Origin of the sequence: Shewanella colwelliana ATCC 39565 (genome assembly GCF_000518705.1) — a bacterium.
Taxonomy (GTDB): Bacteria; Pseudomonadota; Gammaproteobacteria; order Enterobacterales; family Shewanellaceae; genus Shewanella; species Shewanella colwelliana.
This window is the reverse complement of record NZ_JAEC01000017.1, coordinates 45,158-70,388: the sequence shown is the minus strand read 5'-3', so window position 1 is coordinate 70,388 and position 25,231 is coordinate 45,158. Positions and strand designations below refer to the sequence as shown.

At 47.1% G+C, this 25,231-nt stretch carries 25 protein-coding genes and 1 pseudogene; 8 read left to right on the top strand and 18 right to left on the bottom strand.

Annotated elements, in window-relative coordinates:
- Window positions 1–89: 89 nt before the first annotated feature.
- The 3 genes from L876_RS0109245 to L876_RS0109235 form a co-directional block, all read right to left on the bottom strand.
- A complete protein-coding gene (locus L876_RS0109245; RefSeq protein WP_028763549.1) occupies window positions 90–623 on the bottom strand; it encodes a GNAT family N-acetyltransferase in 534 nt (177 codons plus the stop codon).
- Window positions 620–1,573, bottom strand: a complete 954-nt coding sequence (gene metA / locus L876_RS0109240) for a homoserine O-acetyltransferase MetA (protein WP_028763548.1) — start codon at window positions 1,571–1,573, stop codon at window positions 620–622. Before metA ends, L876_RS0109245 begins: the two co-directional genes overlap by 4 nt.
- A gap of 78 nt (window positions 1,574–1,651) precedes the next feature.
- Window positions 1,652–2,053 (bottom strand): YbaY family lipoprotein, encoded by a 402-nt coding sequence (locus L876_RS0109235; RefSeq protein ID WP_028763547.1) that lies wholly within the window; start codon window positions 2,051–2,053, stop codon window positions 1,652–1,654.
- A gap of 119 nt (window positions 2,054–2,172) precedes the next feature.
- Here L876_RS0109235 and L876_RS0109230 point away from each other — a divergent pair, with 119 nt between their 5' ends.
- Window positions 2,173–2,955, top strand: coding sequence for an SDR family NAD(P)-dependent oxidoreductase (locus tag L876_RS0109230; protein WP_028763546.1), 783 nt, complete (start codon window positions 2,173–2,175; stop codon window positions 2,953–2,955).
- Between the two features lie 63 nt (window positions 2,956–3,018).
- On the opposite strand, the gene ompW is transcribed toward L876_RS0109230, so the two are convergent.
- The 6 genes from ompW to L876_RS0109200 form a co-directional block, all read right to left on the bottom strand.
- Window positions 3,019–3,663, bottom strand: coding sequence for an outer membrane protein OmpW (gene ompW, locus L876_RS0109225; RefSeq protein ID WP_028763545.1), 645 nt, complete (start codon window positions 3,661–3,663; stop codon window positions 3,019–3,021).
- Between the two features lie 271 nt (window positions 3,664–3,934).
- Window positions 3,935–4,552, bottom strand: a complete 618-nt coding sequence (locus L876_RS0109220; RefSeq protein WP_248674543.1) for a nucleotidyltransferase family protein — start codon at window positions 4,550–4,552, stop codon at window positions 3,935–3,937.
- A 65-nt stretch (window positions 4,553–4,617) separates the two neighbouring features.
- Window positions 4,618–6,819: a hypothetical protein gene (locus L876_RS21445; protein WP_051413047.1), complete on the bottom strand. Its 2,202-nt coding sequence runs from the start codon at window positions 6,817–6,819 to the stop codon at window positions 4,618–4,620.
- A 166-nt stretch (window positions 6,820–6,985) separates the two neighbouring features.
- Window positions 6,986–7,384: a YbaY family lipoprotein gene (locus L876_RS0109210; RefSeq protein ID WP_028763543.1), complete on the bottom strand. Its 399-nt coding sequence runs from the start codon at window positions 7,382–7,384 to the stop codon at window positions 6,986–6,988.
- 18 nt (window positions 7,385–7,402) lie between these two features.
- The gene (tesB, locus tag L876_RS0109205) at window positions 7,403–8,266 is read right to left on the bottom strand and encodes an acyl-CoA thioesterase II (protein WP_028763542.1); all 864 of its coding nucleotides are present in this window, start codon (window positions 8,264–8,266) and stop codon (window positions 7,403–7,405) included.
- Between the two features lie 108 nt (window positions 8,267–8,374).
- Window positions 8,375–9,292, bottom strand: coding sequence for an SDR family NAD(P)-dependent oxidoreductase (locus tag L876_RS0109200; protein ID WP_028763541.1), 918 nt, complete (start codon window positions 9,290–9,292; stop codon window positions 8,375–8,377).
- A 409-nt stretch (window positions 9,293–9,701) separates the two neighbouring features.
- Here L876_RS0109200 and L876_RS0109195 point away from each other — a divergent pair, with 409 nt between their 5' ends.
- Entirely contained in the window at window positions 9,702–10,577 is an 876-nt protein-coding gene (locus L876_RS0109195; protein ID WP_028763540.1) for a 1,4-dihydroxy-2-naphthoate polyprenyltransferase, read from the top strand.
- Between the two features lie 63 nt (window positions 10,578–10,640).
- On the opposite strand, the gene L876_RS0109190 is transcribed toward L876_RS0109195, so the two are convergent.
- Window positions 10,641–11,189 carry an aldolase/citrate lyase/malate synthase family protein gene (locus L876_RS0109190; RefSeq protein ID WP_028763539.1) on the bottom strand — a complete coding sequence of 183 codons (549 nt, stop codon included), beginning with the start codon at window positions 11,187–11,189 and terminating at the stop codon, window positions 10,641–10,643.
- Window positions 11,190–11,379: 190 nt separating this feature from the next.
- Between L876_RS0109190 and L876_RS0109185 the strand changes: the two genes are divergently transcribed.
- On the top strand, window positions 11,380–12,912 hold the full coding sequence (locus tag L876_RS0109185) for a DUF3612 domain-containing protein (protein WP_028763538.1): 1,533 nt from the start codon (window positions 11,380–11,382) through the stop codon (window positions 12,910–12,912).
- Window positions 12,913–13,003: 91 nt separating this feature from the next.
- Here the strand turns inward: L876_RS0109185 and gndA are convergent, their stop codons facing one another.
- Together gndA and L876_RS0109175 are read right to left on the bottom strand one after the other, a co-directional pair.
- A complete protein-coding gene (gene gndA, locus L876_RS0109180; protein WP_028763537.1) occupies window positions 13,004–14,545 on the bottom strand; it encodes an NADP-dependent phosphogluconate dehydrogenase in 1,542 nt (513 codons plus the stop codon).
- Window positions 14,546–14,796: 251 nt separating this feature from the next.
- Window positions 14,797–15,279: a MarR family winged helix-turn-helix transcriptional regulator gene (locus L876_RS0109175; protein WP_028763536.1), complete on the bottom strand. Its 483-nt coding sequence runs from the start codon at window positions 15,277–15,279 to the stop codon at window positions 14,797–14,799.
- Between the two features lie 203 nt (window positions 15,280–15,482).
- Between L876_RS0109175 and L876_RS0109170 the strand changes: the two genes are divergently transcribed.
- Entirely contained in the window at window positions 15,483–16,481 is a 999-nt protein-coding gene (locus tag L876_RS0109170; RefSeq protein WP_028763535.1) for an NADP-dependent oxidoreductase, read from the top strand.
- 69 nt (window positions 16,482–16,550) lie between these two features.
- Here the strand turns inward: L876_RS0109170 and L876_RS0109165 are convergent, their stop codons facing one another.
- The 6 genes and pseudogenes from L876_RS0109165 to L876_RS0109140 all read right to left on the bottom strand — a co-directional run bounded on the left by L876_RS0109165 (window position 16,551) and on the right by L876_RS0109140 (window position 20,593).
- Window positions 16,551–16,742 carry a DUF3185 family protein gene (locus L876_RS0109165; protein WP_028763534.1) on the bottom strand — a complete coding sequence of 64 codons (192 nt, stop codon included), beginning with the start codon at window positions 16,740–16,742 and terminating at the stop codon, window positions 16,551–16,553.
- Window positions 16,743–16,824: 82 nt separating this feature from the next.
- Complete coding sequence (locus L876_RS0109160; protein ID WP_028763533.1) at window positions 16,825–17,274, bottom strand: hypothetical protein; 450 nt, start codon at window positions 17,272–17,274, stop codon at window positions 16,825–16,827.
- 50 nt (window positions 17,275–17,324) lie between these two features.
- Window positions 17,325–17,741, bottom strand: a complete 417-nt coding sequence (locus tag L876_RS0109155; protein ID WP_028763532.1) for a GNAT family N-acetyltransferase — start codon at window positions 17,739–17,741, stop codon at window positions 17,325–17,327.
- A 64-nt stretch (window positions 17,742–17,805) separates the two neighbouring features.
- A pseudogene (locus tag L876_RS23010) lies at window positions 17,806–18,186 on the bottom strand (GFA family protein).
- Window positions 18,187–18,219: 33 nt separating this feature from the next.
- Entirely contained in the window at window positions 18,220–18,552 is a 333-nt protein-coding gene (locus L876_RS0109145; RefSeq protein ID WP_028763531.1) for a VOC family protein, read from the bottom strand.
- A 136-nt stretch (window positions 18,553–18,688) separates the two neighbouring features.
- Window positions 18,689–20,593 (bottom strand): propionyl-CoA synthetase, encoded by a 1,905-nt coding sequence (locus L876_RS0109140; protein ID WP_051413046.1) that lies wholly within the window; start codon window positions 20,591–20,593, stop codon window positions 18,689–18,691.
- A gap of 405 nt (window positions 20,594–20,998) precedes the next feature.
- On the opposite strand from L876_RS0109140, the gene L876_RS0109135 reads away from it, so the two are divergent.
- The 4 genes from L876_RS0109135 to L876_RS0109120 all read left to right on the top strand — a co-directional run bounded on the left by L876_RS0109135 (window position 20,999) and on the right by L876_RS0109120 (window position 25,221).
- Window positions 20,999–21,394, top strand: coding sequence for a MerR family transcriptional regulator (locus L876_RS0109135; RefSeq protein ID WP_028763529.1), 396 nt, complete (start codon window positions 20,999–21,001; stop codon window positions 21,392–21,394).
- 100 nt (window positions 21,395–21,494) lie between these two features.
- Entirely contained in the window at window positions 21,495–22,664 is a 1,170-nt protein-coding gene (locus L876_RS0109130) for an isovaleryl-CoA dehydrogenase (protein WP_028763528.1), read from the top strand.
- A gap of 91 nt (window positions 22,665–22,755) precedes the next feature.
- Window positions 22,756–24,363 (top strand): carboxyl transferase domain-containing protein, encoded by a 1,608-nt coding sequence (locus L876_RS0109125; RefSeq protein WP_028763527.1) that lies wholly within the window; start codon window positions 22,756–22,758, stop codon window positions 24,361–24,363.
- 51 nt (window positions 24,364–24,414) lie between these two features.
- Window positions 24,415–25,221 (top strand): enoyl-CoA hydratase-related protein, encoded by an 807-nt coding sequence (locus L876_RS0109120; RefSeq protein ID WP_028763526.1) that lies wholly within the window; start codon window positions 24,415–24,417, stop codon window positions 25,219–25,221.
- The last annotated feature ends 10 nt before the right edge of the window (window positions 25,222–25,231 follow it).

Here is a 25,231-nt window from a genome sequence, read left to right as displayed (position 1 = left end):
AAAAGCCAATAGAACCTGATAAGTCTAGATAAAATAGCCTGTTGGAGGTGGTTTCTCAAGCGAGATATGATTTACTTAAAACGTGGCGCCTAGCAGGTCTCATAGAGATACAGTTGGTAACCGTCATCTTGATAACTATCAATATGCCGCATACCCGCCTTGAGCAACACCTTACTTGAGGCGCTGTTTTCAACCATCACTTCTGCGTAAACCTTTTCGACCCCTAAGGTGCTGTGCGCATAGTCCAAGCAAGCCTTTACCGCTTCTGTGGCCAATCCTTGCCCCCAATAGTCGGGTAACATCCGATAACCAATATCGATTCCCCCGGCGCCACGATTGAGATGGGGTTCATATTTTATGCCACAAAACCCGATCAATTGATTATCTTGCTTGCAGATCAGCGCATATCGCGCGAAACCATGTTCGCGATACCCCGCCAACCAATAATCTTTGATAACCCGTTTGGCATCTTCAAGCGAGTTAACCTTGCCTGCATCACCTGTGTATCGTACCACCTCAGGATGAATCGAAAAGGCCAGTACCGCGTCAGCATCATCGAGGGTAAACTCACGCATCTGCAATCTTGGTGTATCTATCAAGGTGGTATTTGACAATTCGCTCATTTAACGACCCCATCACTTTCCCAAGGGGTCATAGCGCTCATGTCATCAAGGTCATAAGGCGTAAGCTGATAGACGTAGTAATTCAGCCAGTTACTAACTAGCAAGCTTCCATGGCTGTGCCAGCGTGCAACGGGCTCTTGCGTCGGATCATCGTTGCGAAAATAGTTCATTGGTACATCGGGGTTAAGTCCTTCACCAAGATCACGCTGATACTCCTCTTTCAAGGTTGCCTTTTGATACTCGGGATGACCCGTCACGAATAGGTTGCGATTGCTACGGCTAAGCACCATATAGGCACCCGCTTCTTCTGACTCGGTGAGCACTTGCAGCTCAGGGTGCGCATTTAACTCATCAACATCCATCTCAGCAAAGCGTGAATGGGGTGCATAAAACTCCTCATCAAAACCACGCAGTAATGGAAAATAGTGTTTACTGCGCTGGTGAGAAAATACCCCAGAGCGCTTCTTTGCCAGTAGTTTTCTCTTTAGCCCGTATAAGTGATAGAGCGCCGCATGGGCCGCCCAACAGAGAAATAACACTGAAGTGACATGGGCCTGAGACCAGTCAATGATCTCACGGATATGATCCCAGTAGACCACATCTTCAAAGGCTATCTGCCCCAAAGGAGCACCAGTAATGATTAAACCATCATAGTTTCTATGGCGCACATCTTCAAAGTCGCGATAGAAATTATTCATATGATCGATAGAGGTATGTTTTGACTCTTTATCGTGAATACGCAGCAGATCCACATCCACCTGAAGTGGCGTGTTGCCCAGCAAGCGCAGCAGTTGAGTTTCGGTTTCAATCTTATTTGGCATCAGGTTTAAGATCAGTACCTTCATCGGTCTAATATCCTGATTTGCCGCCCGAGTTTCGGACATAACAAAGATGTTTTCAGATTCTAAAATACCTGCTGCTGGCAGATTATCTGGAATTTTTACCGGCATACCGCGCCTCTTTAACTGTGTGAAACATACCCATAGAGGCATGCCATGACCATAAAGTCGACGCGGTAATGGATAAGATTAACGACCGACTTTTTGTATAAGTACCGACATAGGCCCTTGATTGCTAATGTCGATAGGGTACGACTGAGTATTAATAAACATCAGCTCATCGCCTAAGGTGATTTTGGCTCCGATGGCATAGCGATGCCCGGGTTCAAATTGATCACTTGGGATAACAAACTGAAATGGCGCGGGCGTTGTCACATCGCTGCGCTCCAACTCGGCAATTACCACTGCGGGGACATCCATTTTAGAGACATCTTGCAGTTGCACCGACAATATCGCCTCGGCTGGCAGTGCAATACGCTCTTTAAACCACACCTCGCCTTGGATCTCGACACTGGCATTAGGTGTTGCACACCCCACTAACACACTTGCTGCCATCGCCACAGGCAAAAGGGATTTTAACCATCTGTTCATACTCTATGCTCCTAATCATACATCAAGACTTCTGGATGTCCATATGTCTACACTTTAAATCTTGTTCTATCGTTGAGATGTTCATATCATAGGCCAACCATTTGTCATCGAATAGCCTAATGACCCAAGCTACTGCCATTATTGTGGGCGCAAGCTCACTATTAAGTCGCGAAGTCGCCAAACAACTTGCTGAGCAAGGTGTTGAATTAGCACTTCTCGCCCAAGATCCGGATTCGTTATCTGAATTTGCTCAATCATTACCAACCAAAGTCCGTGTGCTTCCACTGCAAATTGATCAACCTCAAGCCATTATTGCCACCTTAGAATCTCTGTGGCATGAATTAGACGGTGCGCATTTAGTGATCGTGAACACTGGCCTTAATAGCTATGATCCCGCATTACCATGGCAACCAGAAGAAGATATTATTACCGTCAATGTGCAGGGCTTTAGCGCCATATGCAATACGGCTTTTCGGCTATTTACCCAGCAAGGCTATGGTCAGTTAGCGGCCATAAACTCCATTGCTGGACTAAGAGGCGGTCCTAGCGTGGCCTACCATGCATCGAAAGCCTATGCGACCAACTACCTTGAGGGGCTGAGCATGCACGCTCAGCGTCTAAAACTGCCGATAACCATCACAGATCTCCAGCTCGGGTTACTCGATAAAGCGGCCATGCAAAAGAGTCGACTATGGCTTTCGCCACCTGACGAGGTGGCAAGACAAGTGATTAGTGCAATGAAAAAAGCCAAACGGAAAGTGTATATCACTAAGCGCTGGCGATTGGTCGCCTGGTTAACCAAGCTATTACCAGAGTTTATTTATAACACTAGGCACTGGCGCACCAAAGCCCAGCGATTGGAAGCTAAAGCGGCAGAGAAAGCCAACAAGACTGCAAAATAAACCGGTACAACCGCCACAAAAAAAGGAGCCAAACGGCTCCTTTTTGATCAAGTTCAGTAAACCTTAGAAGGTGTAGCCAACGCTGACCATATATACCCATGGGTCGATATCGGTTTCAACTTTCTGAGCAGCGCCACCTAAATTAAACGTTACGTCAGTGCTGATCTGCGCATACCAAACTGAAGCATTCACCAACCAATTTTTATTTACTTGGTAGTCGATACCAGCTTGTGCCGCTAAGCCCCATGAATTTGACAAACTTAGATCGGTTAATGCGCCATCAAGGTCATTGGTAAATTCATTGTCAAAAAAGTTAGTGAAGTTAACACCAGCACCGATATATGGGCGTAGTTTTGAGTCAGCAGAACCAAAATAGTACTGAGCCACTAAAGTAGGCGGTAAATGCTTTGTCTCAGCAATCTTAAGCGCCCCTAAAGAGATGTCGTGTGAGAATGGCGTCGCAGCCAACAACTCAACACCGATATTGTCAGTTAGCATATAACCAAAGTTTAGCCCTAGCTGAGTATTGTTGCTGACAGTGAACTCTGCAACTTCTGCAACAACAGGGCTAGATTCATTTGGTGCAACAACTACCGCACCAGCGCGAACAATGATATCACCAGCTTGGTGAGCAGAAACAGAAGCGGCAAAACCAGTCGATAGTAGGGCGGCTGCGATTAGACCTGAAACGATACTTTTTTTCATCATACTACTCCATTAATACAACAGTTTACGTCGTTATTATTATCAAAATCCTTAACATTTGCGCGTATCCTGCCAGATCCAAACTCGCTACATCTTGATCCAAATCAATATCAGGTCGCTATACCACTTTTTAGATAGGCAAAAGCTATATCGATCACAAAAAGATAAGCGTTATAGACAATGCACCTTTGAAAAAAGTGACATAGCGCAAATTAAGCTAAGGGTAAATTAGAGGTTATCTACTTAACGCGTTAACAAAGGTAGGATGTGCGACTTATTCGGTAGTGCAGGAGAGTTTAGGATATTGTCCAAGCCAGCTTTTTTGCTTCACCCTTTGATGGAATAGCTTAATATCCCGTTTTGAATTAGGGCTAACTCTTAAATCAAATAGCGAAGTAAGCCCAAACGGGGCAAAAATCTCGATGCCCTGCAGTGTGTCAAGGTTGCTAATCAAAGGGGCATGCTGCACCAGAGGCTCTGCGGCCTCAGCTAAGGAAAAGCTCACGCCCACAGCTGTCTCTAACTCAGGCCAGTAACCCATGGCATCAAGGGTCGAGGTATAAGGCTCATCGCCATTACGAATGTGCATTCTAGCCTGATTTTTTACCGACCATGGATAATCCGGCGCTAATGTTTGCAACTTGGCTTGATAACCATATTCACTGTCTTTACTGAGATCAGAGGGGTCGAAATAGATAACATCAATATCGGTTAATGGGGTATTCAAACGCCCGTGAAGCCTATCCCACACTAAGTTACGCACAAACCCTGCGGCAATACACCACTGAGGAAGGTTAAGCTGCGCAGCATACTTCAGTGCATCCATACGCATGGCATCTTGCTTTAGCCACAGACACAACTGCTGGGAATTAGAGATGTTTTGATGATTCACAAGAATGTTATCGGCTTCTGGGGTAGCAATATCCTACCCCAGCGATAAGATTGAGGCGATGACTTTTATGGCTGAATTAATGTGAGCGTTACTGGTAGTGGCGAGCCTTGATCCCAAAAATGCTGCTGTATCACCCTGCCCGCACTAATAATATCAATATTGACTCCGCCCTCAACTCGTCTAACCACGATATCGAAATCAGCGCCAAAGGCCTTAATATGCCTAAGTGCCATGTCATTCCAATGCGCTGGCAATCTAGGTGCCAACATAAACTGCTGAAAACCTATCGGTTCAATCCCAAATAGTCCCTCAATGATCACTCTGGCATACAAACCACTTTCTGCGCTGAGATGTCGCTGATCCCCTTCAGGCCACGCTTCCACCGCATAGGGCACATGTTCACCAGTAAGACGTTTGTGGGAGTAATATTCAAAATAGGGCCATACTCGCTGTAATTCACCGGCTTTCATTAACGCCCTAAAACCATATAAGGTAGAGCGATCCCAAAACGTTTTATCTCCCTCTTCGGTCAATAAGCCATCTTTAGTCCACAGATTTTCTGATAACAAGGCATCTATGGTACCCGCCTTGTGGTGCTCAAACCCAAAGGCCAATGGCAGTGCTATCCAGGCTCTAAGCTTGTCATTGCCTTCGTAATAACGGTAGGTTTGGTAACCAGCAACCTCGGCGCTGAAATGAGCTATGATAGCTAGTTTTAGCGCTTGTGCCTCTTGTTCCAGCCCTTGATCATCGTCGCCTAGAGCCTTTTTTAATCTTGCTGCGCGAACGAGTCCGCCATAGGCCAACATATTGGTACTCAAATTGGCATTCCCCGCAGGAAAACGCCCTTCAAGTTCATCACTATCACTAGCAATGATCCCATTTTCCATGCGTTGATGGCGATTGTACTCAAGGCACCACTCAATCAAAGGCAATAGTTCACGTGCGTTATCTTCTCGACCTAAGCTTAGGGCAAAGTCGCTGGCACCATAAGCTATCATGGCGCAATCACCACGGTCGCCAGCACCATTCCAAAAATCAGTGCCTTCAGCGATGATAGATGAAGGAAGCGCACTAAACTCAGGGTTCATGTAATTGGCGAACCATTTAAAACTATTGAGCGCCGATGCTACACCTTTTGCATCTCCTAAGTAGGGAAAGAATGGATTGACATATTCGGCCTGATCATTTGCCCAGACAGCAGCGTAGTAGCGAGTACCGCCAGGGCCATGGGCCAAGCCATTACGCGTGGCAAAAATAGACTCTGTCGCGCGTAATTTGGCAAACTCAAACATTTGATTAAGCAGAGGGTCTGGACTTTCAAACTGCAGCGTATTACGCCAACCATCCAGCTGACGATGTCTGGTAGCGATTGCCTCGGTAGGATCGATATAGACCATCTCATCTGCGAGTTGAGCGCTAAATACAATGTCGTTAATTAAGTGGCTATTTGGCGCAATAACCTGAGATTTAGCTGGCGCGCTCACCGCTATCTTATAGCGTCCATACAGGCCATTTTCAGCCCCAGTGACCTCTTGATAGTCAATCTCAGTTAGTACTGCTAAAACAGGCTGTTCACCTAAATTGGTTATCTGCCAGCGTTCAATAAATCCGGGCTCATAGGGGTGGATGGTCAAGGTTCGCACCAAGCTGACATCTTTTGTCAGCTGCTGAGTCAATGTCAGTACACCATCAAAGATCACCTCGACTAGCCCCCTGTTTGTCACTTCTTCTCCATCTAGGGTTAGCTGTGGCATCACCGAGGTGCTAAAAGTGCGCATTAAGCTTGCATGGGTATCGTTAGGCAGTGTTCTGAGCATTGGCCACACTAATGTGCGCGACAGTGCTGTATTACCCGCCTCATCCACACCATAATCAATCACTGCCGATATCTGTAGGCCACTCATCTCTAACTGATCGCTATGTGGCTGCCCAACTTGCCAGCGGATCCCCTGTTCCGCCAACTGCCAATATTGATGATACTCCTTGGCCAGCGCATTAACGGAGGCCACGGTTGTAGCCTGTGGGCTTGCTTGCTCAATTGACTTGGGCGACTCTGTCAGCAGTTTTTCTGACGGGGACTGGCCACATCCCATTATCAACACCATGAAGATTCCTATCAACAATAGGCCGAGATGAGGCAAGCATTGAGGGGCGGTTAAATGCATCTGGGTAGGGGATGAGTAAACAGTGTCACACGTTTGCTCATCAGATAACTCGCTGGCTCGCGAGCTACCAATAACTTGATGACTGCCAATAAAAGTCACGTATTCACTCCTTGAAATTATTATTATCCAACCAGAGTATTGGATACAATATTCAAGAGCAAGCCTTTATAGATGAAAAAAGCTCATTGTTAATCAGTATATCCTTATTTATCATCCACAAAAAAAGGAGCCTTAGCTCCTTTTAATCAATAGCTCATAATACTAGTTATCGGTTATTTACCAATTTCATCAGTACTTCAGTGGTGAACTTACCATTGTTTATCACAGGAAACTTGTCGTAGGTTTGAAAGATCACCTTACCTTGATATTGAATCATGGCTACCACACCGTAATTAACTTTGCTGTCAATGGTTTCAGCATCAAAGGTAAACTTAAAGGGCACGGGTGCTCTGGCAATATTAAACGACTTCTGTGCGATGATAGCGCCAGGCGTGTCCAAATCGATCACCGCAATGGTAATAGAGCTACCTTGAGGCAAGTTGACCTTTTCCAAATACCCCGCCGCACCATTAATAATCACCGGTGGCTCAGGCTCAACAGTCACACACGCACTTAACAGCAACAGACAAAAAAACGCGATTACACTTTTCACTTTCATATTCATTTATATCCTAGTAACGGTTTAATCTTTCACTAAACGCATTAATCCCTCTTGGGTGGCTGACGCAACTAACTCACCACTTTGGGTATAAAACTCACCACGCACAAAGCCCCTACCCCCACCAGCATTAGGACTATCAATGGCATAAAGTAGCCATTGATTAAGATCCAAGGGGCGGTGGAACCACATGGCGTGATCTATGGTAGCCATACGCATTCCTGGGGTCACAAAAGACACACCGTGTGGCTGCGCTGCGGTAACCAAGAAATTAAAATCTGATGCATAAGCCAGTAGATACTCATGTACAGAGAGATCGTTAGGGATACTACCATTGGCACGGATCCAAACATAGCGTTTAGGCTCGCTCTCTTTAGGCGCAAAGGGATCGCTGGGGTTAACTAGACGCATCTCCAGCGGTGAGTCGGCCATAAACTTCTCTAACACTTTTGCAGGCACTTTATTGCGAAGTGTCATTGCCAGTTCTTGTTGATTGAGCAACCCATCAGGTCCTGGCACCTCTGGCATTTGACTCTGATGATTAAACCCTTCTTCATGACGTTGGAATGAACAAGTCATATAAAAAATAGGCCGACCTTTTTGAATCGCTTTGACACGACGAGCGCTAAAACTGCCGCCATCTCGCATGATTTCAACATCATAAACAATGGGGAGTTTCTCATCGCCAGCACGCAAAAAATAGGAGTGAAATGAATGAACTTGTCGGTCTGCCGCTACCGTTTGCGCGGCAGCACTTAAGGCTTGACCCATCACTTGGCCACCGAAGACATGGCCAAAACCCAAATCTTGGCTTTGTCCTCTATACAGTCCAACCTCTATCTGCTCTAGAGAGAGCAGCGACAATAGATCATTTAACACTTGGCTCATGAGATCCCACCGACCACAAAAATATAGACCGGTAAGCTTACCTTAGTTAGCCATTATCTTGCTAGCGTCGCTGCGATTTTAACCCTGTAACCTAAACCAACATAACCATTACTCGATAACCACATGACGCTCTGCGGCGCTGCGTTTGGCCCAAGCCGTTATCTGCTCTTCGCCACTTTGATGCAACACCACTGGGAGTTGCTGATAATGGGTATGCCAATTTTCGTGGATAACTTCAGGCTTACAATCATCTTCGCCAATTCTAAGCGGTTGAAATTCTGTAAACATACCATGACTGACACTGCCAGCAGCCACCAGAAAATGTTGACCCGTTGGTGCCCACTTTGAGCTTAGGTATAACATGGTGGCATTGACCGAAGACTTTGAAAATAGCGGTTTAACCGAAGGGGCTAAATGGCTGGCCGTCATGTCGGTTAATGCATGGGGCGTAATCGAGTTAACCCCAATGTTGTACTCTCTTCCCTCAATAGACAAACTATTGACCAAGCCCATTAATGCCATTTTACTGGTACTAAAGCAGGTTTCATGCATATCACCATAGAGACCACTGGCCGCGCCACTCATGATTATTCGGCCATATCCCTGCAACTTCATTAGTGGCCACACCGCTTTGGCTAAGTAAAAGCTACCGTTGACATCGACATCTAACTGCTGCTGCCATTGCTCTATGGTAAGCGCATCAAATGCGCAGGGTTGATGAATGCTGGCATTATTAATCAAAATATCGATACGTCCCCACAATGACTGCAAACACTCAATCATAGTGACAACAGCATCATGATCTCGCACATCGATTCGATAACTCACCGCTGTAGCGCCAAGCTCCTTCAGCGTTCTTAGTGTGTTATCAAGCCCTGAGCGCAGCTCTTTAGGATAGCGACTATCGGCGCAACCTGAATCAATGAGTGCAACCCGAGCACCACGCTCAGCGAGGGCGATAGCATAAGCTCTTCCTAAGCCAGCTCCTGCTCCAGTGATCACAGCAACTTGATCATCAAAACGCATCAGCTTAATTCCTTATTCAACATCAGCTTACATGTGCACGCTCAATACAGACCCACCTAATTAATGTAAAAACAATATAAACCAATTAGATACAATAATTTATAGAGAGATAACCTTGCACACTACAGTGCCTTATAACAGCACATGTCATCAGCTTATTCTTTGAAGCTATCGACAAATTTCACCAAATTGAAGCCGATGTATGTGCGCCCGATCATGATTTCACAATTTATTAACAGCTGTTGACAAATCGCTTAACTCTTAAGCAGATAGCCCGCTATTAATCTGCGTAAATTAACAGGGAGAGTTCACAATAAGCCAATACAAGCGCTTCAGCAGATTGCCATTTTTTGCTATGCTGTTGGTTTAAAGCGTTCTGCCTTTCACCTAACATAATTGAACTATAATAATGAATCCTTGGATCCTTGCTACCCGCCCCCGTACGCTACCTGCAGCGATTGGCCCATTACTGGTGGGCAACGCTCTCGCCCTACATTTAGACCAATTTAGCTGGCTAGTCGCGGCTGTATCAATGCTTTGTGCTTTGCTATTGCAGATTGCCGTAAATCTAGCAAACGACTATTTTGACTTTAAAAGTGGGGTCGATACCGAAGAGCGTTTGGGTCCTGTACGTGTCACACAAAGTGGCTTACTCTCGCCGGAAAAAGTGCGTAATGCGATGGGGTTATGCTTAATATTGGCATTAACTGTTGGCTCTTACCTCATCTACCACGGCGGCTGGCCGATTGCGATATTAGCCGCCGCATCAGTGCTGGGAGCATTGGGTTATAGTGGTGGCCCCTATCCGTTAGCCTCTCACGGGCTGGGTGAAGTTGCGGCCTTTATCTTTTTTGGCCTAGTCGCTGTTGTTGGCAGTTACTTTTTACAAGCCGGTGACACCAGTGGTGCCGCTTGGCTGCTAGGCAGTGCTATCGGACTATTCAATGCCGCGGTAATGTTAGTCAATAACACCCGCGATATTCCTACCGACACCAAAGCGGGTAAACATACTTTGGCCGTTAAGATTGGTGAAGGTCAGGCCCGTGTGCTCTACCAAGCACTGGTTTACCTGCCATTCGCTCTCATTATTGGTGGTTTCTTTCTGGGTTTTTTACCTGGCATGCCCGTACTACTAGCGGGACTGTCGATTATATTAGCCCGCAAACTGCATAGCGAGTTTAGCCAAACCTCTGGCGAGGCGCTTAATCCGCTGTTGGGGAGAACCGCTAAATTAACGGTTATCTTTAGTGCACTCTTTAGTGCTGGGTTAATCGCCATTCAGTAAGCGCAACCACAAAAAACGCCAGTCTATCGACTGGCGTTTGCTATCTAGCGAGCATCCCCTAGCTTATAACTGGTAGTCACTACCATCTTTAGCTGTAAACTGCTTACCACTACACCCTGCTTGTCCAGTGACAAGGCTGCTCCAACTGCGTTTATTCGGTGCTTGTTCACTGTTTACAATCGTCATGAGTGCCGCTTCTACTTGCACATCATCAATACCAGCAAGGTCTTCAATGCCTTGCGTGCCACGACGATCGATGGAGATCTCAACATGGAAGCCGTTATTCTTTAGTACCAAAGAGGTTGGTTCGCACTTATGACCCGTTAATGCCACAAACTGCTTGGGCTGCTCTAGGCCACTTTGAGTGCCATCGGCAAAAAAGGCGAGTAGCTGGTTGTAGTAAATCACATAACTACACACATCCTGGTGTGAGCCGACACTGAGTGGAAAGTACTGGTCAAGGATCTGCTTGGCATAAACCATCGTATTATTAGTTTGGTTGGTTTGATCTATGGCTGTATTTCCGTTGCTCAATGTCATAGGTATTACCTGCTTGATGAAGTTGTAAATACTTTGGTCTATTAGATTATGTTGCGCTGCCTGAATATTCATAGCCTCATCCTTTTATTAGTGACTTAGTAGGGTATCGCTCGCGTTTTGCATCTCAAGAATTCAGTGAATGAACCCTGCCAAACTAGGCTAATTGGGCATCCAGTAAACTTCCCTGATTGCTTAATTTGTAGTCTAGCGCTTTTTTCATTACAATTTCACAATAGAAATTTCACAGTGTGAATTTTACAAAATGAAGACAACAACCAGCTTGATGAGAAAGTCACATTTTCTAGGCACTAAGATCCGCAACCTTAGAAAACGAAATAATTTGACCATGGAAGATCTATCGGCTCGCTGTGTCAGAGTCGATGCCGACTCCGCACCCTCTGTCTCCTACTTATCTATGATAGAAAGGGGTAAGCGAGTACCCAGTGCGGGCATGTTAGCGGTAATAGCCGCAGTATTTCAAAAAGAGGTCGACTGGTTCCTCGACGATGCTCCAGAAGAGCAAGCGATCACGCCAGTAAAAGGTTCTCGTGGTGGAATTAGCGGCATGGCACTGGAGCCCAGCTTTTTATTTTCTAATGAAATTTTACAGATTGCCATTCCCGAGATGCTGTCACAAACCGGTATTAGCGGCCGACAATTTGCTCATCTGTTAATCAGAGCGCATCAGGAACATCACCAAAATCACTTCCCAGATCTTGAACGAGCTGCCGAAGAGGTAGGGCTTAAGCGTATGCCGCTGAGCCTTGAGGATCTGCAAGGTATTGTTGAACGCCTAGGGCTCACCATCAAATGGTTTAACAAAGCCCCGTTAGAGATAGTCAAAGAGGCCGGTGCTAGCGAGCAACATATCATCACCTCCTACTTTGAGCTGCCTAATAAAATCTACCTTAATAAGTTACTCAAATCCCATACCAACCGCCTTAAATATGACCTTGCGGTCCATATTGGCCACAGCGTTTTACACAATAAAGATGGTCTGAAGAGCGTGATGATTGCTGGTCGCAGCCACGGTACTAGCCTTGGCGAGGAGACCTTTAACGCGCCGCAATCATCTACGGTCGATGCCCAGGACATATTGCATGCGTGGCGTGATTTTGAGTCCAGCTTTTTTGCCGGTGCTCTGCTCTGCCCTAAAGTCCCGTTTAGACAACTGCTCGACCGCCATGGTTATGAAATTGACGTCGCTAAACTTGTGGGGGTTTCACCATCGGTTGCCATGCGGCGTATGACAGCGGTTTCTCCCTATAGCCATTGGCACTATTTTGATGCGTACTCACCAGGTAAGCTCAAAGCCGTTTATCGCGGTAACGGTATCCCGCTGCCCTGGGGCAATATGCGTCAAGTCGAAGATCCTTGCCAACATTGGGCTGTGTTTCGCATGATTAATGCCGCGTCAACGGGCTCATCAGCGCAGATATCAATTTTGGATGTTGCTGCCGAACCCAAAATCTATTGCTGCGAATCAATTCGTGTTAGTGATTTAGCGGGCAACCCTCATGTGTTGTGTGCAGGCATAGATCTGAACCCTGCTATCGAAGCGCAAGGTGGCGATGCACAATCCATCGCTCACGAACTCAAAAAGGTCTGCGTTGATAATGGTGGCTCGGCGAACTTACCCACCAGCATAAAAACAGATATCAAGCGCGTTGCAAAAATCCTCAACATCAATTGGGTTGAACGAGGTATAGATAATGAAGCCCGATTAATTTGCTCTCGAGGCTCAACCTGTCCGCGTAAACCAAGCTGTTATGAAAGTGGCACCTGCGGTGGTTAATGCTGCCGCCCAGTAATGATGGGTATAATGAAAAGGCCGCCCTCTTTCCCAAGATGGCGGCCTTTAAGCATTTATCATAATGTTTTTGCGCTTATCGCTTCTCTATCGTGCGCTCACTATGGCTCCAATTAAGGTGATATTTTTCACCGGCTGGTGCATCAATGCGCTCAAAGGTGTGAGCACCAAAGAAATCACGCTGACCTTGAAGCAGATTGGCGGGCAAGGTTTCACAGCGATAGCTGTCATAATACGCCAGAGCAGAACCGATACACGGCACTGGCACGCCACCAATAATGGCTTTGGCTACCGCTTGACGCCAATCTAGCTGCTTTGCCGACAGTGCATTGCTGAAACTGTCAGCCATCAGCAAGTTAGCGAGCTCTTCACCGCGATCACTGGCCTGTTGATACGCCTTGGTGATGGATTGTAAAAACGTGGCACGGATAATACAGCCTGCACGCCAAATCTTAGCGATTTCAGCAAAGTCTAATTGCCATTGTTTCTCTTTTGCCGTCATCGCCATTAGCTGAAACCCCTGGGCGTAGCAGGCAATCTTGGCGCAGTAGAGGGCATTTTCTAACTGCGAGATAAATTGAGCCTGCTCTTCAGCGCTCATTTTCATCGGCTGCGGGCCCGCTAACAGTTTGCTTAACTGCTGACGCTGGGTTTTCTGGGTGCTAACCGCTCGCGCATAAACGGCCTCGGCAATGGTCGGCGCTGGACAGCCGATTTGCAAACTACTGACTGCGGTCCATAAACCTGTGCCTTTCTGGCCCGCTTTATCAAGGATCATCTCCACCAGTGGTTTACCCGTAATCGGGTCGGCTTGAGACAGCACATCGGCGCTGATCTCCATCAGATAGCTGTTTAAGTCCCCTTTGTTCCAACGCGCAAACACCTGACCAATCTCACTGGCACTCATGCCACAGGCATCGCTTAATAGCTGATATGCTTCACAAATAAGTTGCATGTCGGCATATTCAATACCGTTGTGCACCATTTTAACGTAGTGGCCAGCGCCAGCAGGACCAATGTAGGTTGTGCAAGGTTCCCCTTCTGTCACGGGATTACCTGGTTCTTGACGTTCGATGGGTAAGCCTGTCGTCGGGTCGACTTTAGCCGCAATGGCTTGCCAAATAGGTTTAATCCTATCCCACGCTTTTGCATCACCACTTGGCATTAACGATGGACCAAAACGCGCGCCCATTTCACCGCCAGACACTGCGCAGCTAAAAAAGACAAACTTCCCTGCATAGTGTGCTTCACGCGCGACGGTATCAGTCCATAGACTATTACCCGTATCGATGACAATATCGTCTGACTCAATCCCCGCCTCAATCAGTGCGTTACACACACCATCAACGGGCCCACCCGCTGGCACGGACAACACCAATACCCGTGGTGTTGCGAGTCTAGACAACATTTCTGAAAGATTGCTACAGCCTTCAATCCGTTGTGCTTTGCCTGCAAGCCGTTCATCTTTCTCCTGCTTTAGCAGCCCAGCGATTCTTTGAGTATCGAGATCGAAAGCGGCAACGTTGTAGTGATTATCGGCAATGTTCAGTGCGAGGTTTTTACCCATCACACCTAAGCCAATCACACCTATATCGAGAAGGTCTGGGTGATTTTGCATTAGATTTTCCCACGGGAAACAGAGGTTGTAGACGCCTATCTGTTATAGTTTTCAGCTCAAGTTTAGTCAAATCAGGCGCTTGTATTCGTTTACAACCACGCTCATGACATTGCACTGTTGATAGGCAATAAATTGGCGGGGATTATACAAAAATTGGTAAGTTAATTACTAGGCAATATCTCGAATCACTGAACACAGTAGCGAACAGTGTATTCTCAAAAAAAATAAGCACAATTTGTTGAATCAAAACACTACTTTTGATTCAAATCATGAGTCAAAGTCAGACAGAGATCGCGCAACTGAGCAATCTCTTGCTCTGAGATACTTACCTTCTCGAGTAACACCTGTTTCAGCGCCAAGGCCTCTTGCTTAAGGGCTACGCCTGCCGCAGTGACGCTAATCACCTTCTTACGCTCGTCAGTCAGGTCCACTTTACGCGCCACCAAGCCTTTTGCTTCTAATCGTTTGACAATAGGGGTCAAGGTCCCCAGATCAAGTCGAGTCGCCAGCGACAGCGCCGTCAAACTTGCGTCATCTTCAAACCATAACGCCTGCATCACCAAATACTGCGGATAGGTGAGATCACAGCGCTCCAATAATGGGCGATAAGCACGAACCAGCGCATTGGACGCAGTATAAAGTGCAAAGCAAACATTATCAGACAAGCCTTTGCCTGTGGTTAAGCTTGCCGTTTCATCACCAACGGATGTCGATGGAATGGATTGTTCAGTCACTGTCATTACCCTAGATTACTTATTTATCTCTATATACTGAAAGCCGCATTTTGCACACTATGATGCAGTAAGCCTTGTGTCAATCTCGGCAAAACAGATAGTCTAGCGTCACATTTACTTTGCGCGCAAAGCATTTGCATTGTACACAAGATGGTTGTAGAGTGCACCACAATTAATTAGCGCACAAAGTAAAAAGGTTTTTTATGAACGTACAACAAATTGTTTTGAATTCTCGTCCCGAAGGCATGCCAAGCCTAACAAACTTCTCGCTCACTGATGCCAGCCTAGCGCCAATCAAAGCGGGTGAGTTTTTGGTGAAGAATCTCTGGATGTCTGTCGACCCCTATATGCGAGGCCGCATGATTGATAGAAAAAGTTACATCGCGCCATTTGCACTGGGCGAGGTGCTTGAAGGCGGTGCCATCGGCGAGATAATCGAATCTAACCATGCTGATTTTCCTGTCGGTGCCAAAGTGAGCAGCATGAATGGCTGGCGCAGTCACTATATAACAGACGGCAGCGACCATACCCTGTTACCTGAAACGCCATTGTGCCCATCACATTTTCTTGGCGTGCTGGGAATGCCTGGGATGACGGCGTGGACAGGTCTTAACCGTATTGCCGAACTCAAAGAAGGTGAGACACTTTTTGTGTCAGCAGCTTCTGGTGCTGTGGGCAGTGTAGCCTGCCAGCTTGGGCTGTTAATGGGAGCAAAGGTGGTCGCGTCTGTTGGCTCAGATGAAAAAGCTGAGACCCTAAAAGCCATGGGCGTCGAACAAGTGATTAACTATAAGACCACTGATAATTTAAGCGCCGCATTATTAGCCGCTGCGCCACAAGGTATCGATGTCTATTATGAAAACGTAGGTGGCGAGCACCTTTCTGCAGCGCTGGATAACATGAACGACCATGGCCGTATCGCCGTGTGTGGCATGATTTCACAGTACAATGACACTATCCCCACACCAGGACCGAGTAATCTAGCCTACATCATCATGAAAAAACTGAAGATTGAAGGTTTTATCGTATTTGAGCACTGGGCACACTATCCTGAATTTGCCAAGCAGATGGGGCAATGGTTAGCGAGTGGTCAGGTCAAAGCTGAGCAAACTATCTACGAAGGACTTGAGCAAGCACCAAATGCATTCATCGGTCTATTTGAAGGTAAGAACAGCGGCAAAATGGTGGTAAAACTCGCCTAAATTCGTTACTTAACGGTTAAAAAGCCGACTTATGATGAGTCGGCTTTTTCATTTCGTTATCGCGTAAGACTATTTTAACTTAACTATACCTAACAGCACGCATACTCCGCCGCCCACCATACCAGCCCACGCTTCAAGTGGCGTATCACCACTGAATGCGCGGCTTATCTGAGACGTCGCCGAATCATAAATGTTATAGCCCCACACCGCCAACGCGACACCGACCGCGATGAACGCAATACCTATTAATTTGTTGACCATAATGAATCTACATCCTTTATTTTTATGAATTTATGTACTTTATACAGCAGCTAGAGTCCAACGAGATAAGATCAAGCTCGTCTTATCCTATCAACGACTGCCCCCAGTGCACTAGCATGAGACTACCGCCAATAAAGGCAACATTAAACAACATTCTCACTACCCAAGGGAAACCTGCATAAGACCAGTCAAACTGCTTAGACAACACCACGATTATTCCCATCAGCGTAAACCAGGGCGTAAATAAGAAAACGAGTTGCCACTTTACTAACATCACAGCTAAATCATGCAATGCCCCGCTGACACTGAAGGTCAAAATGGTCGCCAACCAGATGGGTAACGCATAGCTTAGTGGCTTCATAACTTGCCGCGACAGATAATAGCCCCAAATAGGGTTCCAATATCGCCAAAAGAAATAAAAATTACCAGCCCCCAATGAGCGCTGCAACATATTGCGCATCGAGCCAGATTCGCCAAGTGGCACCCCATTACGCTTTTTTACATACGCTGCTAATGATATCGATTTATGCATTAAGATCTTGCCTGTTTACCCCAAGACACAATAGCGAAATCCGCTATCTATCACTGATATTGTTTCAACATAAAAAACCGCTCAGGGCTACCCGCAAAACTCGGTACTCTGCCCACAACATCGAACCCCAGTTTTTCATAGAACTTCGGCGCTTGTACTGACAAGGTATCAACCTGAGCCACTACACAGCCGCGCTGCTTGGCTTCTGCTTCAGCCAATGCCATTAATTGACGACCAAGCCCCGTTCCCCTGGCCACCTTATCGACCCAAAGCACGCCTATAAGGAAGTTTTTATAAACGGTTCGCCCTGACACACCACCAATAATATTGCCAGCTCCATCACGTGACACCACAGATAACGGCTTAGAAGTTTCGGCGCTAATATGTTCAATATTGTGCTGCCGCACGCCTGCAACCAAGGTGTCAAACACCTGCGTATCTTCTTCGTTAATCACTTCAAATGTCACATAATCTCCTTAACGTTAACTTTGATGGCAAGCAGTCCCGTCAAGCTAAGATTGTTGCCCAATTTCATTCAGTTCTATCTGCGGGGTGATTAACCCCGTCATTCGTCACGGCATCACCTAAATCAAACGGGTTAACCCCCTCTAAACAGCTACTATTGAATCCATACTCACAGGGATTCGAACGACGTTGGTGATGAGTCTAGATATCACATTGGCTGCAAAAGTAGTGTTTGGCTATACAGGTATTAAATTGATAAGCCTTCAAAAACTCGGCTCCTTTAACAAGGTTAATACCACTTAACGCCACAGAGCCAACGATAGCGCCCTTCCTTCTGCAAATAGAGCAACCGCAACGCCGAGGATTCTCGATACCGTTTGGCAAGGTCAATGCTAACTCAACTGCGCCGCAAACACAGGTCGCCCGATGGATTGGCTCAATAACCATGTTACCAACTTAGTTGATCATCATATTGATTCCTTACCGACTTATCTTTGCTGTATTCACATATTGCATCAGTTCTACAGGTGCCCCGTTTACCTCAATAAAAGCGACCAGTAGCCCGTCACTAGGCGAGTTGGGGGCAATCAGCACATTTTTTCCCTTAAGTTCTGCAACGAGATCATCAACTTCAAATGCAGCATGTGGCACGGTTTTAACCAATTCAGGATAGGGTGCATCCGGCCAAAAGCGCATCCATTGAATCCCATATGGGTTATTAAGGTGATCTGATACAGTCAATTGAAGATGCGGAATATCAATTTCGCCTTCAAAAGATTCAGTCGTTGGGATGCCTAAATGACTATACTTCATCTTTGGTCGCCATGATTGCTAAACAAGGTGTCTCGCTAAGCTACATCACTCTTTAACAATGAATAAAGTCTCTTTTAAAAAATGACGTTAAAAAAGGGCCAAAAGGCCCTTTAGTTGATGCTAAGTGACTTTTTCGCTATACATGTGCATCGGCGTATCCCATGCGGGTCAATGCATTGCGCACTAACTCTAACGTATAGGGATCCTCAATAGTGGCGGGCATCTTATAGTTCTGATTATCGGCAATTTTACGCATGGTACCGCGCAAAATTTTACCCGAACGTGTCTTGGGCAATTTAGGTACCGCGCTCACCAGCCTAAAAGAAGCCACTGGGCCGATTTGATCACGAACGATAGCAATCAACTCTTTATAGAGTTGTTCATCACTTAAGGTACACCCCTTCTTCAGAACGACCAGTCCCAACGGCACCTGACCTTTGAGCTTATCATCGACACCGATCACCGCAGCCTCAGCTACTGCTTCATGTTGACACAACACTTCTTCAAAACGCCCCGTCGATAGACGATGACCCGCAACATTGATGATGTCATCAATGCGACTCATGATATAAAGGTAGCCCTCTTCATCCATGTAACCCGCATCGCCGGTAAGATAAAATCCCGGGTACATCGACAGGTAACTCTCTTTATAACGCGCCTCATTTTGCCAAAGGGTTGCCAAGGTACCTGGGGGCAATGGCAATTTAATCACCACATTACCCGTTTGATCAGCTGGTACCTGTTCGCCCACCTCATCAACCACTTGCACGTCATAACCAGGCACGGCTAACGCTGGCGATCCGGCCTTAACCGGAACCGGTGCTGTGCCCATCATGTTTGCCGCTACAGGCCAACCTGTCTCCGTTTGCCACCAGTGGTCGATAACAGGTTTATTAAGTCGCTGCTCAGCCCAATGTAAGGTATCTGGGTCACAACGTTCACCCGCCAAAAATAAGGTTTGTAAGCCGCTTAAATCGACATCATTTAAAAAATCACCATCGGGATCGTCACGCTTAATTGCGCGAATCGCTGTCGGTGCAGTAAAGAAGCTCTTAACGTTATAGTTGGCTATGGTGCGCCAAAAAATACCAGGATCGGGAGTACCGACTGGTTTACCTTCAAATAGCAAGGTGGTCGCACCGACTAATAGGGGACCATAAACAATGTATGAGTGGCCAACGACCCAACCCACATCTGAGGCCGCCCAAAATACATCGCCAGCATTAATGTCATAAATGTTCTTCATCGACCAAGCGAGCGCCACGGCATGGCCGCCATTATCCCGCACAACGCCTTTTGGTTGCCCTGTAGTACCTGAGGTATAAAGCACGTAGAGTGGGTCAGTGGCAGCAACGGGCTGACAATCAATATTTGGCGCATCGGCCATCGCCCTTTGCCAATCCACATCCCGTCCCGCCACTAAATCAGCATGCAACTGCGAGCGACTCAGAACAAGGCATTGCTCTACCTGATGACTTGCCTGAGCAATTGCATCATCAAGCAGAGGTTTATAAGCCACGACACCTGAGGGTTCGATACCACAAGAGGCAGATAAGATCATTTTTGGCTTTGCATCATTAATGCGTGTCGCCAGCTCATTGGCAGCAAAACCACCAAACACTACCGAATGAATGGCACCAAGACGCGCGCAAGCCAGCATCGCATAAGCGGTCTCAGGGATCATCGGCATATAGATGATCACCCTATCCCCCTTAGTCACTCCTTGGCTTGCCATGTAACCTGCTAGACGGCTCACTTGCGCCAGTAACTCGTTATAGGTTATGCCATACTCGGTATCTGTCACCGGACTAACATATTGAATAGCAACCTGATCACCTCGACCTGCCTCTACATGCCTGTCCACGGCGTTATAGCAAGTATTAAGCTCCCCGCCGCTGAACCAGCGATACATTGGCGCGTCGCTAGCATCGAGCACCTTGGCAAACGGCGTTTGCCAACTCAAGGCATCAGCAGCCTTTGCCCAAAAGGTTTCTGGATGATTAATTGATTCTTGATGTAACTGGTTATGCAATTCCTTCATGTGACCGTCTCCCCATGACAGCCGTTGACACTATGGTCACATTGACTGTCGACTACCCCTTCCTGCGTGTTTGGTTGGCACAACAGCGTTATCCGCCATCAGACCATTGCAGCCATTATGAACAAAGGCCACACATTGCCCATTAGACCTTGGGATAACCCCTAAAGTAGATCAAACAGCACGAGGAGAAATATCACACTTGAAAGAAAAACTAACTAAACACTAACTTTATTGATTTTAATTAATTGGTTAGCTAAATCTCAGCAAAAAAGCATTGCCCTTTTACGTCACAAAATCCTGACAGCTAAATCAATAATTAACCCCAATTGACAAACCTAAAATCTTTACCTTTACGTAAACTTCATATATCGTTCAATGAATGTTAATTGTTATGGTATTTTTTTGATGAGTGACAAACACAGCCCCCAAACCACTTATTCGATTAGCGAGCTGTCGAAAGAGTTTGATATCACCACCCGTAGTATCCGCTTTTATGAAGACCAAGGCCTGCTAAAGCCCAAGCGTCGTGGGCAAACTCGCATCTATGGTCTGAAAGATAGGGTACGCCTCAAACTGATTTTACGCGGTAAACGCCTCGGCTTCTCCTTGGCGGAAACACGTCGCTTGTTTGAGCTTTACGATGCCGACAAAAACAGCTCTAGCCAACTGCATACCATGCTTGAGCTCGTTGAAGATAAAAAATCGGCGCTGCAGCAGCAGATGGATGATATCAAAGTAGTGCTAATGGAACTCAACTCCGCCGAGCAGCAATGCCGTGCAGCGCTTGAACAACAGCAATAATCATCTGTTAGCGTAGACCATACAAAATTAACACAAGCAACGAATACTAAAACAATCATTATTAAAAAAATTATAAAAAATAGACCTGTAGGATAAAACAATGACTCAACTCTACTCCTCTCTAAATTTCGGCCTTGGTGAAGATGTCGATATGCTGCGTGATGCAGTGCAAAGCTTCGCAGCCAACGAAATCGCCCCTATCACTGCCAAGGTCGATCAGGAAAATGCCTTCCCAAATGAACTCTGGCCAGTCCTAGGTGACATGGGACTATTAGGGGTTACCGTCCCCGAAGAATATGGCGGCGCAGACATGGGCTACCTTGCTCATGTCGTCGCGATGGAGGAGATATCACGTGCCTCTGCGTCAATTGGTCTCAGCTATGGCGCGCACTCTAACCTATGTGTTAACCAGATCAACCGCAACGGCAACGCAGCGCAAAAAGCTAAATACCTGCCCAAACTGGTGAGTGGCGAACATATTGGCGCTTTGGCCATGAGCGAGCCCAATGCTGGCTCAGATGTGGTGTCGATGAAGCTACATGCTCGTAAAGAGGGTGATCGTTATATCCTCAACGGCAATAAGATGTGGATCACTAACGGCCCCGATGCTAACACCTATGTTATCTACGCCAAAACCGATTTAGACAAAGGTGCCCACGGCATCACCGCCTTTATCGTTGAGCGCGGCAGCAAAGGGTTTAGTCAAGCACAGAAACTAGACAAACTGGGCATGCGCGGCTCAAACACCTGTGAACTTGTGTTTGAAGATTGCGAAGTACCTGAAGAGAACATCCTAGGTGGCCTCAACAATGGCGTTAAGGTACTGATGAGCGGCCTAGATTATGAGCGCGTCGTGTTGTCTGGTGGGCCGCTTGGCATCATGACGGCTTGTATGGATATTGTGGTGCCATACATCCATGAACGTGAGCAGTTTGGTAAGTCTATTGGTCAATTCCAGCTAGTTCAAGGCAAGCTCGCAGACATGTACACAGGTATGAACGCGGCAAAATCTTACATCTATAACGTTGCTAAATCGTGCGATCGCGGTGAAACCACCCGCAAAGATGCCGCTGGCGCTATTCTTTACTCAGCCGAGTTGGCCACAAAAATGGCCCTAGATGCTATCCAATTACTTGGCGGTAACGGTTACGTTAACGAATACGCGACGGGTCGCTTACTGCGTGATGCCAAGCTGTATGAAATTGGCGCAGGCACCTCGGAAATTCGCCGTATGTTGATTGGCCGAGAACTGTTCAACGAGTCGAAATAGGCTTAGCTTCTACTAGGCCGAGCACTGCTCGGCCAACGGGTAAGCCACCGCGCTTATCGAGACCTTCACAGTATTAAAAAGGAACATTGCCGTGACGCAACTGAGCAGTAGAATCAACCCCCGCAGCGATGAGTTCAAAGCTAAGCATCAACAGATGAGCGATGTGGTCGCCGATCTTAAACTTAAACTCGCCGACATAGAGCTAGGTGGCGGACCTGTCGCCATGGAGCGCCATCTGGCGCGCGGTAAACTATCACCACGCCAGCGGGTTGAGAAACTACTCGACTCGGGTTCGCCTTTTCTAGAGATCTCACAGTTTGCCGCTTATCAAGTTTACGATGATGTCGTGCCCGCAGCAGGGATCATTGCGGGTATTGGCCGTGTTAGTGGTGTCGAATGCATGATCATCGCTAACGACGCCACCGTTAAAGGCGGCACCTACTACCCTATTACGGTCAAAAAGCATCTTCGTGCTCAAGATATCGCCAAACAATGCCACCTCCCATGCATCTATTTGGTGGACTCGGGCGGAGCTAACTTGCCACGTCAAGATGAGGTGTTCCCCGACCGCGACCATTTTGGCCGCATCTTCTACAATCAAGCCCAAATGTCAGCGTTGGGTATTCCGCAAATCGCAGTGGTAATGGGTCTATGTACCGCAGGTGGCGCTTATGTGCCTGCCATGGCCGATGAGTCAATTATTGTTAAAGAGCAAGGCACTATCTTCTTGGCGGGGCCACCATTAGTAAAGGCTGCAACCGGTGAAGAGGTCACGGCCGAAGAACTCGGTGGCGCTGAAGTACACACTAAAATATCGGGTGTTGCCGACCATATGGCACAAAACGATGAACACGCATTAGAACTGGCACGTAAAGCCGTTACACGTCTCAATCATAATAAGCAGATAGAAAGCTTACTCAGCCCAGCTAAACCCCCTAAGTACGATATTAACGAACTCTACGGCATCGTCGGTACCGATTTGAAGAAGCCTTTCGATGTTAAAGAGGTCATTGCCCGTATCGTCGATGACTCTGATTTTGACGAGTTCAAAGCTAACTATGGCGCAACCTTAGTGTGTGGCTTTGCCCGTATTCATGGCTATCCTGTCGGTATCGTGGCCAACAACGGCATTTTATTCTCAGAGTCGGCGCAAAAAGGCGCACACTTTATTGAGCTATGTTGCCAACGCAAAATCCCACTGCTGTTTTTACAAAACATCACAGGCTTTATGGTAGGCAAAAAATATGAGCATGAAGGCATTGCGAAACACGGAGCCAAAATGGTGACTGCGGTATCGTGTGCCAACGTGCCTAAATTCACTGTCATTATTGGTGGTAGTTATGGCGCAGGTAACTACGGTATGTGTGGCCGAGCATTTGAACCGACCATGATGTGGATGTGGCCTAACGCACGAATCTCAGTCATGGGTGGCGAACAAGCTGCAGGCGTATTGGCGACCGTTCGCCGAGACGGACTTGCCCGTAAAGGGGTTGAATGGTCAAGTGAGGATGAAGCCGCGTTTCGCGCGCCGATTGTTGAGCAATATGACAAAGAGGGTCATCCGTATCATGCCAGCGCACGCTTGTGGGATGATGGCATTATTGACCCAGCACAAACACGTGATGTTGTCGGTTTAGCCTTGTCAGCGGCCTTAAATGCGCCAGTCAAAGAGACTAAGTTTGGTGTGTTCCGCATGTAAGCGAACCTCCAGTTAACCGAGTTTCTGACCTGCAGCTAAGGAAGCAATATCATGACAAGTAACACACCACACACCACACAATTTGAGTACCTCTCTTGCGCTTTACATAGCGGCGTGGGAGAGATGGTGCTAAATCGCGCCGACAAACACAACGCCTTCGATGAGGTGATGATAAGCGAGATGATCGCTGCGCTAGATGGCTTTGCCAGCAATGATGACTGCCAAGTATTAGTGCTTAAAGCCAATGGCAAGAATTTCAGCGCCGGTGCCGATCTCAACTGGATGCGCAAACAAGCAAAGATGGATTTTGAGCAAAACTTGGCCGATGCCAATGCGCTAGCCACCTTGATGCATAAATTAGATAAGTTTCCTAAACCCACAGTTGCTTTAGTGCAAGGCGCTGCATTTGGCGGCGCGCTGGGTTTAATCTGCGCCAGTGATATCGCTATCGCCACCACACGAGCAAGCTTCTGTTTAAGCGAAGTAAAACTGGGATTAATTCCAGCCGTAATAAGCCCCTACGTGGCACGCACCATGGGACAACGCGCGTCACGCCGTTACATGCTAACCGCCGAACGTTTTAGCGCCGAGCAAGCGCTAAAGCTCGATGTGGTGCATGAAGTTAGCGACGATCTTGAAGCCGCCGCCGAGCCGATCATTGCAGCCCTATTGAGCAACAGTCCTCAGGGCATGGCATGGGTCAAAACCTTATTGTCCCGTCTCGAAGATGGGGTTATCGATGCCGATACGCTGGCCTATACAAGTGAGCGCATTGCCCGCATTAGGGTCTCTAATGAGGGCCAAGAGGGACTCAACGCCTTTTTTGATAAACGCAAGCCTGATTGGAAAGCGATATGAAAACAACGAT

Bases quoted from the DNA above. Each gene is read 5' to 3' on its own strand.
- metA (WP_028763548.1), bottom strand. From the start codon at position 1,573: ATGCCGGTAAAAATTCCAGATAATCTGCCAGCAGCAGGTATTTTAGAA.
- L876_RS0109145 (WP_028763531.1), bottom strand. From the start codon at position 18,552: ATGAAGTATAGTCATTTAGGCATCCCAACGACTGAATCTTTTGAAGGC.
- L876_RS0109185 (WP_028763538.1), top strand. From the start codon at position 11,380: ATGAAGACAACAACCAGCTTGATGAGAAAGTCACATTTTCTAGGCACT.
- L876_RS0109195 (WP_028763540.1), top strand. From the start codon at position 9,702: ATGAATCCTTGGATCCTTGCTACCCGCCCCCGTACGCTACCTGCAGCG.
- L876_RS0109210 (WP_028763543.1), bottom strand. From the start codon at position 7,384: ATGAATATGAAAGTGAAAAGTGTAATCGCGTTTTTTTGTCTGTTGCTG.
- L876_RS0109160 (WP_028763533.1), bottom strand. From the start codon at position 17,274: ATGCATAAATCGATATCATTAGCAGCGTATGTAAAAAAGCGTAATGGG.
- tesB (WP_028763542.1), bottom strand. From the start codon at position 8,266: ATGAGCCAAGTGTTAAATGATCTATTGTCGCTGCTCTCTCTAGAGCAG.
- L876_RS0109135 (WP_028763529.1), top strand. From the start codon at position 20,999: ATGAGTGACAAACACAGCCCCCAAACCACTTATTCGATTAGCGAGCTG.
- L876_RS0109120 (WP_028763526.1), top strand. From the start codon at position 24,415: ATGACAAGTAACACACCACACACCACACAATTTGAGTACCTCTCTTGC.
- L876_RS0109190 (WP_028763539.1), bottom strand. From the start codon at position 11,189: ATGAATATTCAGGCAGCGCAACATAATCTAATAGACCAAAGTATTTAC.
- L876_RS0109140 (WP_051413046.1), bottom strand. From the start codon at position 20,593: ATGAAGGAATTGCATAACCAGTTACATCAAGAATCAATTAATCATCCA.
- L876_RS0109245 (WP_028763549.1), bottom strand. From the start codon at position 623: ATGAGCGAATTGTCAAATACCACCTTGATAGATACACCAAGATTGCAG.
- L876_RS0109170 (WP_028763535.1), top strand. From the start codon at position 15,483: ATGAACGTACAACAAATTGTTTTGAATTCTCGTCCCGAAGGCATGCCA.
- gndA (WP_028763537.1), bottom strand. From the start codon at position 14,545: ATGCAAAATCACCCAGACCTTCTCGATATAGGTGTGATTGGCTTAGGT.
- L876_RS0109230 (WP_028763546.1), top strand. From the start codon at position 2,173: ATGACCCAAGCTACTGCCATTATTGTGGGCGCAAGCTCACTATTAAGT.
- L876_RS0109165 (WP_028763534.1), bottom strand. From the start codon at position 16,742: ATGGTCAACAAATTAATAGGTATTGCGTTCATCGCGGTCGGTGTCGCG.
- L876_RS0109130 (WP_028763528.1), top strand. From the start codon at position 21,495: ATGACTCAACTCTACTCCTCTCTAAATTTCGGCCTTGGTGAAGATGTC.
- L876_RS0109235 (WP_028763547.1), bottom strand. From the start codon at position 2,053: ATGAACAGATGGTTAAAATCCCTTTTGCCTGTGGCGATGGCAGCAAGT.
- L876_RS0109200 (WP_028763541.1), bottom strand. From the start codon at position 9,292: ATGCGTTTTGATGATCAAGTTGCTGTGATCACTGGAGCAGGAGCTGGC.
- ompW (WP_028763545.1), bottom strand. From the start codon at position 3,663: ATGATGAAAAAAAGTATCGTTTCAGGTCTAATCGCAGCCGCCCTACTA.